This window comes from Mycobacterium sp. NGS11 (genome assembly GCF_059813315.1).
Genome location: NZ_JCALEJ010000015.1, coordinates 51,800 through 66,247, shown reverse-complemented (window position 1 = coordinate 66,247; position 14,448 = coordinate 51,800). Strand labels below are relative to the sequence as shown.

Here is a 14,448-nt window from a genome sequence, read left to right as displayed (position 1 = left end):
GTTCCTCACGCTCATGTGGGCTTGTCATCCCGTGTCCCCTCGTCGCCAGACCGTATCCGAATTTCCCTTAGCGCCACACAAATTGGCCACAGCGCGACACTAACAACCACGGTTTTCATCCGTCTACAACGGATGCCGTAATCGCGTGTATCGAAATTTTATGTCCGCTGATGAGTCGCCCAGCCTCGTCCTGAGGGCAACGTTTCGAGCAGCTCGAGCACGGCTGTGTGGATCGCGTGATCAGCGCCGGGCAGCAGCGTGGTCCATTGCCTGCCGTCAGGACCAACGCTGTTGCTGACCACGACACGGCCGACCAGGGTGTCGGCCACGGTCACCGCCATCGGTGCACGCGCTGGCCCACTAATAGAAAATTCCGCCGCGCCGATGACCGCGCGGGTCGTCCCCCGGTCGGCGACCGCCTCAACCAGCCGCGCCTGAGGAACTGAAAGGCCTACCTCTACCAGGCCGGCGATGAGGTCAATCGCGGGGTTGGCCTGCCAGGTCGCCAAAACTGTATTGAGTACCGCTGCTTCGCTATTGATGCCATGAAATTGGGCCGGATCAGCCGGCCCCAGCGTCTCAACAACAGCGTCGGCGATCTCGATCTGTCCCAGCGGGCTGACCACGACTTCATCGCTGGTCTCTTGGCCCGGGCGCCATAGCCGCGCGGCGGCCACCCACGCGTTGTCGCGCCGACACAACGTGATCACACGTTGCGGAGGCCGGTGGGCATACCAGTGCGCCAGCGCCTCGGCAGCCTCAATAGGGTCCTCCGGTGCAGTGAAAACCTCAGGGGGCCCTTCAAGTCGGTCAAGGCGGGTCTCGGGGCGGGTAATCGTCAGATCGATTTCGACGTCGGGACGCCCTAATGCCCTCACCCAGGACGCCACGCGCGGGTCAACCTCGCCGCCCCGATGTATTCCCGCGCTTGCGAGAAACTCCATGCCGGGGTGATCGGCGATGGTGGCTTGCACCGCACCAACCGGCCGGATCTTGAGGGCGGGTGGCAATTGGGCTACACCGCAAAGCGCGGCTGTCAACCACAAGCCTTCCGACGTGGTCGACAGCCGCGCTGTAACTGCGGTGCCGGTCTCGCTCACAAGCCCCGGAAACCGGCCTGGACACCGAGGTCGGTGCCCAGCGCGTTACTCGACGCGTTCCCGACGGCCTGTCCATGGCGCTCGATGGTGTGAAACACCGCCTGGAACGCCTGATCGATTTCGTGCATGGCGACCTGGGCAGCATCAGAACCGTGCTGCGTCCAGATCGTGGCGACCTGGTTGATTGCACCCATGGCTCGCGTACGCAGGTCGTTCATGTGGGCGACCAGCTGCGCTTGGGCCGAGACGTGATCGGCCATCATGCCGTGGTCGTAACGCATTGAATCCATAGCGATTCTCCTCTGAAAGTCGTTGTCGGTAGGTGGGCGCGCTAGGTCGAGACGACGTTGCCGAAACTCGCCCGGTTTTGTGCGTTGGTTTCTTGGTACTGGTGCGCCGAGCGCTTCATCATGTCGATGACGCTCTGGAACCGCTGGTTGACCTGTTGGCCGGTCCGGTTGATGTCTTCGGTGGTGGCCATCGAGGCCAGCGCCGCATCACCGCTAAACCCAGTACCGGTCAGGTTCTGGTTCATGGTGACATAACGGCCCAACGCCGACAGCACCTCTTGTTGAATGTTCGACAATTGACTTGCGCCCGAAAGCATCTGGGCGACATCGGCGTTCAACGCCATGATGGTGTATCTCCTTCACTAGCAAAGTGGTTACCGCTGGTTCGATCAGTTCAGCAATGACCCGGTCCCCTGCCGGGATTTACCCTCCCTGCCCGACGTGGACCACGCCCTCGGAAGTGAGCACCGGCGCCGCATGCGCAGAGGCCGGTAGCGTGATCGTCTTTTCCTGCTCGCCGACAGCGGCATATTCACTGCCGCGTCCCGAGCGCGTCGAGGCAGCCATGGGTCCATACATTCCCGGTGCCATGGCTCCTCTGCCCCCTGCCGCGCCGCTTTGCAGTCCTGCGGCCGGTTGGTCGCCGGCCTCAGCGCCGTCAGGCACGTTGGCCCACCAGCCGCCCGGCACGCCCACAGGCCCGCCCAGTCCGCCAGCAGAGGGCTTCGTCAGCGCCGCGGCGACCGCTGATCCGCCCCCGGCGAAGCCGCCATTGGCGCCACTAAGCCCTGACCACGGGGCACTGGCTGCGCTCAGTCCCGGTGCTCCCCCGCCCGGAGGGCCGCCCAAACCGCCGGCCATTCCTCCGGTCAGCGCTGACAACGGGCCCATCAGGCCGCTGAGTTGGCCGGCGGCACTCGACGGGAGTTGCCCGACAGATTCCAGTGGTGAGCTAAGTGAACTCATCATTTCGGTTGGCGCTTGGGTGAGTTGGCCCAGCAAGGACTGTCCGGACTCTTCCAGGGGTGGCTGCCCACCCTGACCCGCTTGCAACGGCGGAGCCTTGCCCTGTGGGGCATTGCTCGTGATGCCTTGGCCGGTGCCTGTTGTCGCGGGCACGCCCTGCCCCGCGGTCGTGCCCGTGGTAGCTGGTTGCGGGGCTGGAGATGACCCACCAGTGCTCGAACCTGCGGCCTGCACGCCTGCTCCCGTGCCGTTGAACACACCGCTCGAGACCCCGGTGGCCACGCCTGTGCCAATCCCGCTGCCCGCCGACACAACTCCCCCACCAGCGGTGAGGCCCGATCCCAAGGCCTGCACGCCGGCCCCAACGCCGTCGCCGACCAACCCCGTCAAACCGGCCGTCGCGCCCAGCGGATTACTCATATCAGGCAACGTCGGCAACGGAACGGTCAGCGCGCTCACGACGGGTGCCATAGCGCCCAGGTAGCCGACCATGGCCCCAGCGTTCTGCGACCAATACTCGCCGTATTCGGCGTTCGCTTCGGCGATTGCTGGGGTGTTGATCCCCATGAAATTCGTTGCTTCCAAGGTCGCTTCGCGGACCCGGTTGGCCACCACCACTTCATGGGGAATGGTCGCCGACACGGCCGCGCTGTAAGCGGTCAACCCGGTCTGGATGGTGGCCGCCGCACTCTCTGCATGCAGCCCGGCGGTCTGCTGCCACACCGCCATCGGCGTGGCGCTCTCGAGCATCCCCATTCCGCCAGAGCCCTGGAAAACCGGCGCAGTTGCCGTTGCGGTCACCGACTGCTGCATCCCTTGCTCAAAGTGCGTTGCCGCAGCAGCAGTGTAAGCAGTGATCTGCGGGACGTGCGCCGTTGGACCTGCGCCCATCCTGGTCAAACGAAATGCGTTAATCTCCGGAGGGATACCCCAATACATGACTGCACCGCCGCGCTACAGCGTCAGCAGCGCCTTGCCGACGGCATCCATCGCGGTGTAGGTGGCCGCCGACGTAGCCACGGTGGCGGCGAACGCCTCCCGCTGAGCCACACCTACCGCACCTGCCGCCAAGAACTGCGCGCCATGCGCGGCGATGGCTTGGGCGAACATGGCCGACACTTCTTCGCCGCCCATCGGCAGCACCGCACCCATCGCTGGTGCCCCAGCGGCAAGAGTGGCCGCCGTCGTCGCCCCGCCTGCGCCCTCCGATGCTGCCTGCGCCGCCAGCGCAGGCGCCTCAACAAACATCATTGCAATCCCACCCCTGTCCACATACTCTATTTGCCCCACGAGCAACAAAGCCGTTTGATGCGACGATAACCGCCCCTATGGACACCGGCAACCAAACCTCCGACATTCCACACAAGGCAACAGCAACTGTTTCCCGCGATCTCCTACGACGCCGCTCCCCCGGCGAAATCTCGTCTCGCATCAGCATTCTGGAAAAGTCCATGCCGACGCATGAATCGGTCCAGATCGACCGCTTAATCAGCTACTGAACCGCCCAGCACGAACTGCGCAGCCGCCCGGGCACGCTCCTCGATGGTTTTAAGCCGAAGAATCGACTGCTCGGCAGCACCCGCAGCCGAACGCGCCTCCTCGGCGATTTCCGTGAGCCGCTGCGCGACGAGCTGGGCCGAGCGCGTCGCCGACGCGCGTGGACCCGGCAGGGGTTGTCCGGCCAACAAGGCCGCGCACGTCCCGGCCTCCCAGCCCAGCGCCGCGCCGATCCTATCCAGGGTGGCCGCACGAGACGGCACCATGCCGTGGTTGATCAACCGCGAGATCGTAGGCCGCGCCACCCGGGCCAAGCGCGCCAGATCATGTTTGGACAACCCCTGTTCCAAGCGGGCGTGCTCCACCGCGTGCACGAACAGCCACGCGGGGTCATCCATGCTCAATGCGTGCTCTCGGGGAACGCGATTTGCACCGGCGCCACCACCCGGTCAGTGACGTACAGGCCACGGCCAGGATCAGCCGGCATGGCTTTCGTCTTGCCGACAATGAATCCTTCATCCGGGTCCCCGTCCATCACCACGACGGGTGCTTTGGCCTTGAGCAGCTCCCCGATGATCGGATTGGTCAGCGTGCGGCCCCACTGAGCGATCCGCCGCGACACGACCAGGTGCAGGCCGACCTCCTTACCGCGCGCGATGAACCGCGCCAACGGGCCCAACGGGTATCCAGTTCCCACTACGAATCCACCAGTGTCCCAACTGGCGAGGGTCTCTTCACGGTCGATGAAGACAAAGATCTCCGGCCCGCTCCAGCGCCGCGTCCCCGCTGCCATGTCTTCCTGACTTAGGTCCGTCATCGGCAGACGTTCAGTCAGGATCGCCCCCAGGCTCTCCCCCAAGGCGCGCACCTGGTCCTCCCGGAAAACGTAGGCGCCCAAATGGGCACCTTCGACCACGCGCAGCAGCTCATTATGAGGGTCCACAACATAGATCTGCGCCTGCTCGGGCCCGTACACCCGCATCACGGCTTGGGCCACCGTGGCCAACCCGCTCGACAAGCCACATTCAGGTCGACCAGTAAGCACCAGATGCGGTGTTGCGCCGAAGTTCGCGACCGCCGGCTGCAAACCGATTTCGGAAATCCCGAACGGCACGACACCGCTGCCGTTGACGCCGCCTGGCCCGTGCTCACGCTGCTCCCATTGTGCGAAAACCTCATCGATGCCAACCAATTTGGGCAATATCCGTACCCGCGCGGCTGCGCTATCGGGTCCAGCGAGCTCCGCAATCATCTCAACGGCCGCGGCCACGTCAGTACGCGTCCCTTGCACGGTCACCTGCGGTAAACCGGCCTGAAAGTGGAAACCGTCCATCGTCGTGCCGCGTCCCCTGATCTTAACCACTTCAACCTGCTCGACCTCGCCGCCGGCGTCGTCGTCTTCGTCCAGGAAAATCTTCTGCTCCCCGAAGGGAACATCTCGCGCGACTTTCACACTGTTGACGTTCATGTCATCGTTGTCACCCAGCTTGAGCTCCACGTTGCTGGTAAACAGCTTCGTCATTCCTGACGGGAACTTGTTCGCTATCCAGCCGCTCGTCGACACGATGGCATGCACCCCAACGTCGGGTCCTTTGGCCAAGATTCGTTCCACATCAGCGACGAGCAGCTGCTCCCAGTTCTTCCAAAACGTCGGCCAACCATCGATCACCAAAAACACATCGCCGAATGGATCGGCGGGCACCTCGCCGGGCGTGCTACCGAATTTGCGTTCGCGCAGCTTCGTTAACGTCAACTCAAGTTTGGTGAATGCCTGCTCGCGCTGATCGATCAGCGCCAGCATCTCGGCGATAATTCGTTTGACCTGCTCGGGGTCCACCTCGCGGGCGAAACCACCGACATGCGGTAAACCTGCTACCACGTTGAGGTCGGGTCCACTGAGTGCGATGACATAAAACTGGATCCGCCGGGGGTGATACAGCAGCGCGGCACCCGAGATCATCGTGGCGAGGGCCACCGTCTTACCTGATTGGCCCATACCAATGACCGCGCAGTTGCCTTCGGCCAGATTGGGTGCATAGACAAGCTGGCGGTGATCGCGCGGTCTGTCTTCTATCCCGACCGGAAACATCAACCTCGACAGCTCGTTTCCCGCTGAGCCGTAATCGACGTCCCAGGCTTGGCCCCGCAGCCGACTCACCAGCTCATCAGCAGGCAACGGCTGCAACGGCAGCAGCCACATCGGTTGCAGTGCAGGACGGTTCAGCCGGTTCAGGCAATTCACCGTGGCCTGGACCTGTTTGACGGTCCGGCCATCGGCGCCGACGATGGCTCGCGGCTCGGGAACTTTGGCCTGCTCACCGTCCCCGTTTTGGACCATCGGCAGCGCAGGCATCCCGACCGCCTGGAACTCTTGTGGCTCAAGGTAACCGGCTTCCTGCCTGGCCGCGGCAGCCGCCGCTCGCTGCGGCGGCACATAGCTTTTGAGCACGAATGCCGTCTGAAACCGCGTCAGGTTCTTACTTGCTCCGACCTTCAAAAGCCCCGCGCCAGCGGGCTTTTTGGGCAAATGATTGGCCTCATCGGTGCCCAACACCTCGTGGGAATCGGTGTCGCCGACAGTGCGCAGCGCCACCCGCACCGGGATGTTACTCATGATGCCGCCCTGCATCTGGTGGCCCAGCCGTTGCGACCCCATGACGAGGCGAAGCCCCTGGGAGCGTCCCTGGCGACCGACCTCGTCCATGACCGCTTTAGCGCCGTCATGCTCGGCGAACATCTGGGTGAACTCATCGACAACCAGCAGCAGGTGCGGCATTGGCCGCAGTTTCTCCTTCTTGTGGATGCGCAAATATTCGTACTCAGCGATGTCACTGACCCCAGCCCGGTCAAGCCATGCCTTGCGGCGCTCCATCTCGCCGTAGAGAACGTCTTCCATCCGCACGATCCAGAGGCGGTCGTTGCGCAGGTTGCTCATCGCCGCCACGGTGTGGGGGAACCCGGCTACCAAATGGGCCAACGCGCTGCCCTTGAAGTCAAACACTGCGACTTTCAACGAATCTGGGGAATGTGTCAGGCAGGCCGAGGTGATCAATGCTGTCAAGAATACCGACTTACCACTCCCAGTCGTGCCGACGACAACGACGTGATGGCCCATCCCGTCGAACTCGTGTGTCTCCTTCAAATCAAGGGCCACGGGTTGGCCGTTGCGGGGATCAATCCCGATGGGGAATCGCATCCACTCGCGACCCCACTGCAACTCGCCCTCGTCATCTTGCAGCGGTGGCCCCAGCCGGGTGGCCGCCCATGCCTCCTCCACATCGATATTGCCCGGATCACGATGGCCCAAGATCTCATAGAGATCAACGACCTTCGACGCGGCCGCGTTCGCGCTGTGCATCACCCGCGAATCAGCATGGTATCGGGCCATTTTGCGCGCAAACGCGACCGCAGACGCTGTGTCCAGCGTGTCGGGGAGCGCGAAAAATCCTTCCCCGTCATATGCACCGTCGCGCTTGACGTGCAATGTGAACTCAGCTGTCATCCGTGGTGCCCTCCTTGACCACTACGCGCACAAAGGTCACACCCGCGACCCCCCCAACGCCCCTGCGATTCAACGTATCCCATTCACTATCCACTCGTTGCTGGTCGTTGATCACAAGCCAATGCGGACGAACTTCACCGGCGCCGAGATCACCGTAATTCTTGCGCGCACTGTGTAATTCGGGACCCACCGCCGCATCCATCGCCGTCGGCGAAGTCCACACCATTCGCAGCGGCCCACCACTGTCGAAGAGCTTGTCGTGCTGGCAATGCGGCAGCCACTTCAGCCAATCCCATCGCGCAGGTTCGTCGGTGACAACCATGACTTTCAAATCCTGGGGTGAATGAAAGCAGGCCGCCTGGCAAATCATCGCGCGCACTACACCATGGACTGTGTCCGGGCCGTCCTCACCCACCAACGTCATCAGCGGAATTGCCTTGAGCGACAGCGGCTTAGCGATCCCACTGATCTTGGATTGCTCCAGCAAAAACTTGCGCAGCGCGTCGTAGCACACAGGCTCATAATCTGCTGACTCCCCCAACCGGGGCTTAGCCAGCTTCTTGGCCAGATCCGAAGTGCCGGTTCCGAAACGGACAAAACCGAAGTGCATCGAAATGTCCTCAGCAGAACCGGACCGCTCCCACATCCGCGGCGAACCGACCAACCCACGCAGCATCGCCGGTTCGGGATGCAGGAACTGGTAATTGGCGAACTGCCGCTCGGCATCGCTTTGAATCACATCACGCGTCTGGTCGAGCTCGTCCATGTAGGCACGACGCTCTTCTTCCAAAGCTTGCGGCGACAACGCCTTATCGCCGCCACCAAAACGGCCCTGCATAAACACCCCGGCGAACGACACAATCATCATCACCGGCACAAACAATGAGAACAAACTCATCGGACCCGAGCGCAGCCCGGGCTGGGTCAAGATCATGGCCATCATGCCCAAAAACGCCGCTCCCATGACAGCAGGCAAAATGATCTGCGCCTTAGTCAGCGGCAACCGGCGCGGCGCGATCGGAGAATCACGCACCGACTGCACGCCGCCATCAACTTTGGGCGCCCTCAGCCGCCGAGTTGGGCTGAAACGAATCGTCGACAAGCTTCTCCCCCTCTTATCCGCCGGCCCGTACGTTGGTCTTCGTCGGCAACACGGCCACCGCATCCGACGGGCTATGCACCGTCAACGCCGCTGCCCGCGACAGCTCCGGCCCCGCAGGCCACACCTGCAGCATCGACCACGGTGCCGGACGAACCTGAGATAGCACCAGGCCCAACGCCTGAACGCTGTTGTCATCAAAGGGCACACCGTAGCGCGACCCGGTCGAGCTGATCAGCCACATCGTCTCGCGCGCAGGCGAATCCAGCGCCTGACCCGTGGTGCTAACAAACGTCGACGCACTGTCACCGACCAAGACCTGATTAGCTTGCACCCCGCCATTACCGCCACCCACCAACGGCACCAACTTCGCCCGCTCATCGGAGCGCATGGGCAACCCCCGGCCTGAAATCACCGCGAGCCGCGCCTGGCGTTCGCTCACACTCCACTGCCATGCCACACACGACACCGGCCGAATGCCCGCATCCACCAAGCGCACCGGCGAACGCGGATAGTAGTCCACGTCAAGAACATGACGCAGCGGAATATGAGCCAAATGATCCGGCGATACCTGCGGCGGCGTAGCCAAACCAAACGAATCATGCTGGCGCAGCATCGAAGCCACCACGGGCGAGACCTCTTGCACCCCATCCGCCAGGACCACATAAAAGCGGTCCGACTGTGCAGCTACATCCCTGCTCGCCACCACCGCGCCGACAACGACCCCGGCACCTAAATCCACCTGACCGGGCTCGCCGGCGCCCGGCACCACAGGAACCACCAGCGGTCCCCCCGCGGGCAACGCGTCAAAAAGGGCCCGCGACATCCCCGTCACCTGCGCCCCGGGTGTAATCCCCAGCGGCCCGGCAATCGCGGGCTGAGACAGATCAATCGGCATCCGAACACCGTTGGTCACCAGGTATACCTGCGGCCCATAAGACAACAACAAGGCCTCGCCGCCGGCAAGCTCCCCCACCGACTCACCCAGCAGCAGCTGCCCATTGATACCCGTCACCAGCGGCGAACCACCGACCGTTGTCGGCGCCGTGTCGCACACAGCCCAACGCGAAACCTGCGGCGACAACACCGCCGGAGTCTCCACCGGAGCGCCCTGTATCCCCACCGTCGGCCCTTTCGGCCACTTCGCAATCTCCCCCGGCGCCACAAACGTCGGCCGATCCGGCGACCCCGCAATCAGCTGCGCCGACACCAGATTCAACGCCGGATACAGCCGCTTGTCGACCACTACAAATAACGCACCCGACGAACGATCAGCAACGATCTTCGACGAGTCATCGATCACTCCAGCCGGGCGAAACCACCCGTACACAAACGCCCCCACCACGAGCACCACACCCAACACCGCTGACAACATCAACAGCGTGCGATGCCAGCGAACCGGATTGATCTCCATGCTCACCGAGCGACGCAACAACGCAAACGACAAGCGTCGCCGAACAAAGAAATGACCCGAAACCTGCGTCTTAGACGCCAACTTCAACGGCACACCGGCACCGTACCGCCGACCGCTACACGCCCGCTACCAGCCCGTCCAAAGTGGATGAAAACCCAGAACACCCTTAACCCCGCGTGCCGTGCCCATCAATTGCGGCCCATTCCGTCACCGTGACGGCCTCGGCGCGCCACGCCGTCCAACCCAGTAACTACGATCGAACCATGACCAATCCATCAGGCGCCGGAGGTCAATCCAGCACCGACGCTGGTGACCAGGACGCCCCGCCACCGCCTCCCCCGATCGCTCGTGGATCGAATTCGATATCGGAATCCCCCGCCGGCGCAATCAAGATGCGGGATTGACCTCCTCCCGCGACTGAACGTCGCGGGATTGGCTTGCGCCGAAGAATTTTCCGGTCATTGAGCGCAAGGTCATTGACCGCCACGACTAGCCCGGAACAGGCCACATGACGACGGTCCAAGCGAGGCCAATTCTTCACTGCGGTCCCCACGGTGAAGGTGGAATATTTCAAGCAACGAGCTCGGATTCGATTACCCGCCATAATAATTCAAATTTGGTAACGAAGTCGCCTGGATACGCAGTCGCCGCGGCATAGACCATATCCGCGACGTCGACCGGCCGCCGCTCCCAACCTGCCAGCAATTCCATCGTGCGGGCGGTGACCCACTGAGCGTGATAACGCTCGCGATCTCCCGTGGAGGCCTCCGGCCGAGGCCTGTTCGCGCTGAGGTTCACGTAATACACGGTTGAGGCGATCCGATACTGGTTCCACGCCTCCTGCGAAATGTCGTCGCCCGTGCCCAGCACATCCCACATCTGCCGCAGATCCGGCGTCATCTCCCCCGACATCTTCACGGCCTCAATCATCTGAACAGCCAGCGGCACAACCACTTGATTTTCAACCATGCGCTTCTCTGGGTTAGCAGAGGTCGTCTGCTGAAGCCGGGCATATATTTCCGGGTGCAAGGCTTCGAGACGATGCTTGTGCATATCGTCGAGGATGGGGCGGATGTAAGCACCGTCCTCGAATTCGCGCTGACACACCGCGTATTCGACACGGGGGACCCGACCCAAGGGACTCTCCGCAGTTACCGCCATCGCAACCAAATGCGTTCCACCGCGGCCGCGCAGCCGCGCGTATTCGGCTAGCACCTCAGCAGCGTCGGACGACCCGAACCAACGGTCCCGAAATTCATTGTCTACCAGCTTATCTGACGCCAAAAGGCGGGCAGTGCGCGGCAAGAACACTCCCCGCGGAATGAAACCGAAGCCTTCGTTGGACATCACCACGCACTCGGTGGCCCCGCCAGCCTCCCGGCGAAATACCCCTACTGCCCACTCAATGCACGCGTAATTAACGATGTCACTGTCACGACGGAGCTTGCGCGCCAATGCTTTTGCGGTCGCAAGCTCGGCTGACTCCGGCCGTCCACGCTGTCGGGCACCAGCCCCGGCGCTGACAACACTTGCCGGCACCACTACCGCCCCACCCGATCCGGCCGTTGATCCAGCTGCCGGACCTGTAGACGGCGCGGGACCACCTGGTGAGCCCGTGCTGCCCGTAGGGGCGACGGGAGCGGCAGCACTTGCGCCTCCAGCAGCAACCGGGGCCGCGGGTGCCCCCATCCCCGGGGGCGGAAGCATCATCGCCGGTGCAGCACCGGTTGACCCGCCAACATTTGCAGAGCTGGCGAACCCCGCGCCCGCGGGGTTCACCGCCGCAGGGGTAGCACCCGCCGCTGTCAGCCCCGCCGAGGGAACACCCGCACCCGAAGTCAGACCCGCCGCTGGCGTGGCCGCTGCCTGTCCCGCGGCCGGCGTTCCAGTGCCGGTCGCGGGTGGCAGCGATCCCAATGCCGATCCTGCTGAAAGTCCTTGGGAGAAAGCCGGTCCCAACTGCGCCGGAGCGCCCGCTGCCGGTGCGGGGTTAGCGGGCAGGTTGCCCAGCCCGGCGGCCTGAGTCCCGGGCAGCTGCCCCATACCGCCGGGCAGCCCGCCTAAGCCCCCACCAGAGCCCAGCCCCCCCATGCCACCCGCGCCCGGCATCGAGCCAAGTCCCCCCGTCATCGACGTCAACCCTGGCGGGAAACCAACGGACTGTATGCCGCTACCACCGCCACCACCAGGTATTTGCCCGCCGCCACTTGTGAACGGGTTTGCCACCACCGGCACCTGCTCCGCGGGATCTCCTTCCTGGTGGGTTCCTTGATGCCGGTTTCCGGGCGCGTGGCCGTTACCGGCACCGATACCCTGCGGTTTGTCAGCGGCGTTCGGATATCCGGGGTCCACGTCGTCATCACCTAGCCCGGTTTTTCCCTGTCCTGCAGGTACGGCTATTCCGCCTTCTCCGCCGTGGGGTAGGACGGGGTCTTGAGGTGCTGGACCGCCCAGGCGTGAAGTCAGGGCGGTGATATCCGTGCCGGCAGTGTGTTCGAAGACCCCGGCCTTGGCTGTAGCGGCTCCTACCGCACTCGTGGTCAGGGCGCGGGCGTGGGCGTGCCAGCGCGCTACGATCTCCTGCTGTTGTATCGCGTTTCTGGCTTGCGACAGTTCAGCATTGGCTTTGACCACGACACTCTGTTGGGCGGTTTGCGCGTCGCGGTAAACGCTGGCGACTCCGTTGAAATAGTCTGCCGCCGCGTTATAGATCTCGACCATTCGGCCGTAGTCGGCGGCCAATTGGCGATTTTTTTCGTGCCCAGCTTCCCAACCGGGCGATTGTGCGGCCTCTTCGCGCATCGCATTGGCGGCTTTGAGTCGCTGCTGCAGCTCCGTAGTCTTTTCCGCCCGGGCCTTGTAATGAGCGGCTTGAGCCTCCAGTGGTTCCGCCCCTGGCGGCACCATATCGGGCGTGATGATCATGTTGCCGGCGATGTTGGCTGCAGGCACATCCACCATCAGCAGTCCCCCTTTGCTGCGTTACTGGCAAGCTGCGTTGACTTTGCCCTCGGCGGCATTCACCCGATCGATTGCGGCATCTCGCGCCGTACCCCGCCGATGCGTGGTGGCGTTTTCCTTATCGATGTTCGCCGCCAAGTAATCATCGATCCCCGATCGAATCGTCGCGGGAGTCTCAGCGGGCAACTCCCGGCGCAGATACGTGCTTTCCACCAAAGTCACCCGCGCCTCATTGGTCAACGCGTCCTGCATGGCAGGTGCATTCCAGTCCGCCGGAGCGTGAGTTACCGCGTTGGCGGCGTCATCTATCGCTGAGGCTGCTCTCCCCCAAACTTGGCATGCCTTTGTGCGTGCGGCCGCGGCCTGGTCGGAACTCGGTTCGGGTGGCGACCACGGCGCGACGACCGTATTGACGGGAGCCTTGGACGGGGTCATAAACGTCACTCCGGCTAGCACGGCGGCCCCAAGCGCAACGACGAGCGCCGCGGCCGACCCCACCACCGCCCCGCGGGAGGGCCCTGCTGGAGGCGACGCAGGTGGCGGGAAAGCGGGTGGGAGCGGTGTCCCCGTTTGGGGCGGGTGCAGGGTGGCGGTCATATGGTCACCACCGGTGTTAGGTCCTGAGCGTTCTGATTGTCGGTCTCGACGTCTGCGGTCAACGATTGGTCGTTGCGCTGAGCCACCTTGCCACCGTGTGGTGCCAGTGCCGCTCCGGCGCTTGCGACTTCCTGGTTCACCCCTGCGCTGGCTGCCACGCTCGGTGCCCACATTGAAGCCGCGTGGACGCTGTCGGCCGCCGTGGCCGCCGCGCCATGGGCTGCTTGCTCGGGCACGGTCGCAGCGAACTCGACGGTTGCCGAGCCGGTCAGCATGTTCGCCGACTCCGCCGCGGCAGGCATGACCTGCAGAATGTCATGGGTTTGCATAGTTACCCACATACCTTGTCGAGTTGATCCCCGGTCTTCGTAACTGCGTCGACAAAGACGTCCGCATCGTGGTTGGACACTTCGCGAGTGTTGGCGTCGGCCAACGCAAGGAGAGCGGTTATGTAAGCGTTGGTCGCATCGGCCACGGCTTTGGGTGTTGCTGACGGCACATGCTGTTCCATGTACTGCGTCTCCACCATGACCACGAGCTGAAAATTGGCGAGCGCAGATCCGTACTGGGGAGACTGCCGGTCACGCGAAGCAACAGCAAAGCTCTTCTGCGAGTTGAGAATCGACGCCGCAGCGACGTTGCTGGCGTCGCAGGCTTCCTTCTTGGCCGCGGCCACTTGGTCCGGGCTGTAGCTCGGCGGTGGCGGGGGTGGCGCCGTGACCGTGGTGGTCGTCGCGGCCGGGGTTGATTGGCTCAACTTCATCGCACTCATCACCGTTGCGCTCAACGCCAACAGCAGCGCAAGCGACAGCATTACCCATACCGCCAGCCAGCCCGGCCAGGGCCGCCGGTACACCGGCTGCGGTAGGGGGGCTTGCGGCGGCATGTAGTTGGGCGGCGGCGGTGGCAACACCGCGGCACCGGTCGGTACGCCGACCGTACTCGTGGAAGTCGGCGGGCCGCTGGATGCAGCTGGATACCCCGGCTGCCCAACTGCCTGCGGATTCATGAATTCAGGGTAC

13 protein-coding genes are annotated in these 14,448 nt (G+C 63.5%); all 13 read right to left on the bottom strand.

Features of this window, described 5'->3' with window-relative positions; translation table 11 throughout:
* Positions 1-158: 158 nt before the first annotated feature.
* Positions 159-1,100 carry an ESX secretion-associated protein EspG gene (locus tag AC5Y4T_RS17510; protein ID WP_072501172.1) on the bottom strand — a complete coding sequence of 314 codons (942 nt, stop codon included), beginning with the start codon at positions 1,098-1,100 and terminating at the stop codon, positions 159-161.
* Positions 1,097-1,390 carry a WXG100 family type VII secretion target gene (locus AC5Y4T_RS17505; RefSeq protein ID WP_069953623.1) on the bottom strand — a complete coding sequence of 98 codons (294 nt, stop codon included), beginning with the start codon at positions 1,388-1,390 and terminating at the stop codon, positions 1,097-1,099. The genes AC5Y4T_RS17510 and AC5Y4T_RS17505 overlap by 4 nt, the downstream gene beginning before the upstream one ends.
* Positions 1,391-1,431: 41 nt before the next feature.
* A complete protein-coding gene (locus AC5Y4T_RS17500) occupies positions 1,432-1,734 on the bottom strand; it encodes a WXG100 family type VII secretion target (RefSeq protein WP_069953622.1) in 303 nt (100 codons plus the stop codon).
* A gap of 79 nt (positions 1,735-1,813) precedes the next feature.
* Positions 1,814-3,295, bottom strand: a complete 1,482-nt coding sequence (locus AC5Y4T_RS17495) for a PPE family protein (protein ID WP_072501171.1) — start codon at positions 3,293-3,295, stop codon at positions 1,814-1,816.
* A 15-nt stretch (positions 3,296-3,310) separates the two neighbouring features.
* Positions 3,311-3,607, bottom strand: coding sequence for a PE domain-containing protein (locus AC5Y4T_RS17490; protein WP_069953923.1), 297 nt, complete (start codon positions 3,605-3,607; stop codon positions 3,311-3,313).
* Positions 3,608-3,840: 233 nt separating this feature from the next.
* Entirely contained in the window at positions 3,841-4,251 is a 411-nt protein-coding gene (locus AC5Y4T_RS17485; RefSeq protein WP_069953620.1) for a helix-turn-helix domain-containing protein, read from the bottom strand.
* 2 nt (positions 4,252-4,253) lie between these two features.
* On the bottom strand, positions 4,254-7,355 hold the full coding sequence (gene eccCb / locus AC5Y4T_RS17480) for a type VII secretion protein EccCb (RefSeq protein WP_499954528.1): 3,102 nt from the start codon (positions 7,353-7,355) through the stop codon (positions 4,254-4,256).
* Positions 7,345-8,457 (bottom strand): hypothetical protein, encoded by a 1,113-nt coding sequence (locus tag AC5Y4T_RS17475; RefSeq protein ID WP_145929511.1) that lies wholly within the window; start codon positions 8,455-8,457, stop codon positions 7,345-7,347. The genes eccCb and AC5Y4T_RS17475 overlap by 11 nt, the downstream gene beginning before the upstream one ends.
* Positions 8,458-8,470: 13 nt before the next feature.
* A complete protein-coding gene (gene eccB, locus AC5Y4T_RS17470) occupies positions 8,471-9,961 on the bottom strand; it encodes a type VII secretion protein EccB (protein ID WP_069953617.1) in 1,491 nt (496 codons plus the stop codon).
* Between the two features lie 477 nt (positions 9,962-10,438).
* On the bottom strand, positions 10,439-12,829 hold the full coding sequence (locus AC5Y4T_RS17465) for an EspK C-terminal domain-containing protein (protein ID WP_499954525.1): 2,391 nt from the start codon (positions 12,827-12,829) through the stop codon (positions 10,439-10,441).
* Between the two features lie 21 nt (positions 12,830-12,850).
* The gene (locus AC5Y4T_RS17460) at positions 12,851-13,081 is read right to left on the bottom strand and encodes a hypothetical protein (RefSeq protein WP_069953615.1); all 231 of its coding nucleotides are present in this window, start codon (positions 13,079-13,081) and stop codon (positions 12,851-12,853) included.
* 341 nt (positions 13,082-13,422) lie between these two features.
* Positions 13,423-13,755, bottom strand: coding sequence for a hypothetical protein (locus tag AC5Y4T_RS17455; protein ID WP_069953614.1), 333 nt, complete (start codon positions 13,753-13,755; stop codon positions 13,423-13,425).
* Positions 13,756-13,757: 2 nt separating this feature from the next.
* Positions 13,758-14,435: a hypothetical protein gene (locus AC5Y4T_RS17450; protein ID WP_232526891.1), complete on the bottom strand. Its 678-nt coding sequence runs from the start codon at positions 14,433-14,435 to the stop codon at positions 13,758-13,760.
* Between the last annotated feature and the right edge of the window lie 13 nt (positions 14,436-14,448).

Coding starts and splice junctions, on each gene's coding strand:
- AC5Y4T_RS17465 (WP_499954525.1), bottom strand. CDS start 12,829: ATGGTGGATGTGCCTGCAGCCAACATCGCCGGCAACATGATCATCACG.
- AC5Y4T_RS17500 (WP_069953622.1), bottom strand. CDS start 1,734: ATGGCGTTGAACGCCGATGTCGCCCAGATGCTTTCGGGCGCAAGTCAA.
- AC5Y4T_RS17455 (WP_069953614.1), bottom strand. CDS start 13,755: ATGCAAACCCATGACATTCTGCAGGTCATGCCTGCCGCGGCGGAGTCG.
- AC5Y4T_RS17505 (WP_069953623.1), bottom strand. CDS start 1,390: ATGGATTCAATGCGTTACGACCACGGCATGATGGCCGATCACGTCTCG.
- AC5Y4T_RS17495 (WP_072501171.1), bottom strand. CDS start 3,295: ATGTATTGGGGTATCCCTCCGGAGATTAACGCATTTCGTTTGACCAGG.
- AC5Y4T_RS17490 (WP_069953923.1), bottom strand. CDS start 3,607: ATGATGTTTGTTGAGGCGCCTGCGCTGGCGGCGCAGGCAGCATCGGAG.
- AC5Y4T_RS17485 (WP_069953620.1), bottom strand. CDS start 4,251: ATGGATGACCCCGCGTGGCTGTTCGTGCACGCGGTGGAGCACGCCCGC.
- AC5Y4T_RS17460 (WP_069953615.1), bottom strand. CDS start 13,081: ATGCAGGACGCGTTGACCAATGAGGCGCGGGTGACTTTGGTGGAAAGC.
- AC5Y4T_RS17450 (WP_232526891.1), bottom strand. CDS start 14,435: ATGAATCCGCAGGCAGTTGGGCAGCCGGGGTATCCAGCTGCATCCAGC.
- eccCb (WP_499954528.1), bottom strand. CDS start 7,355: ATGACAGCTGAGTTCACATTGCACGTCAAGCGCGACGGTGCATATGAC.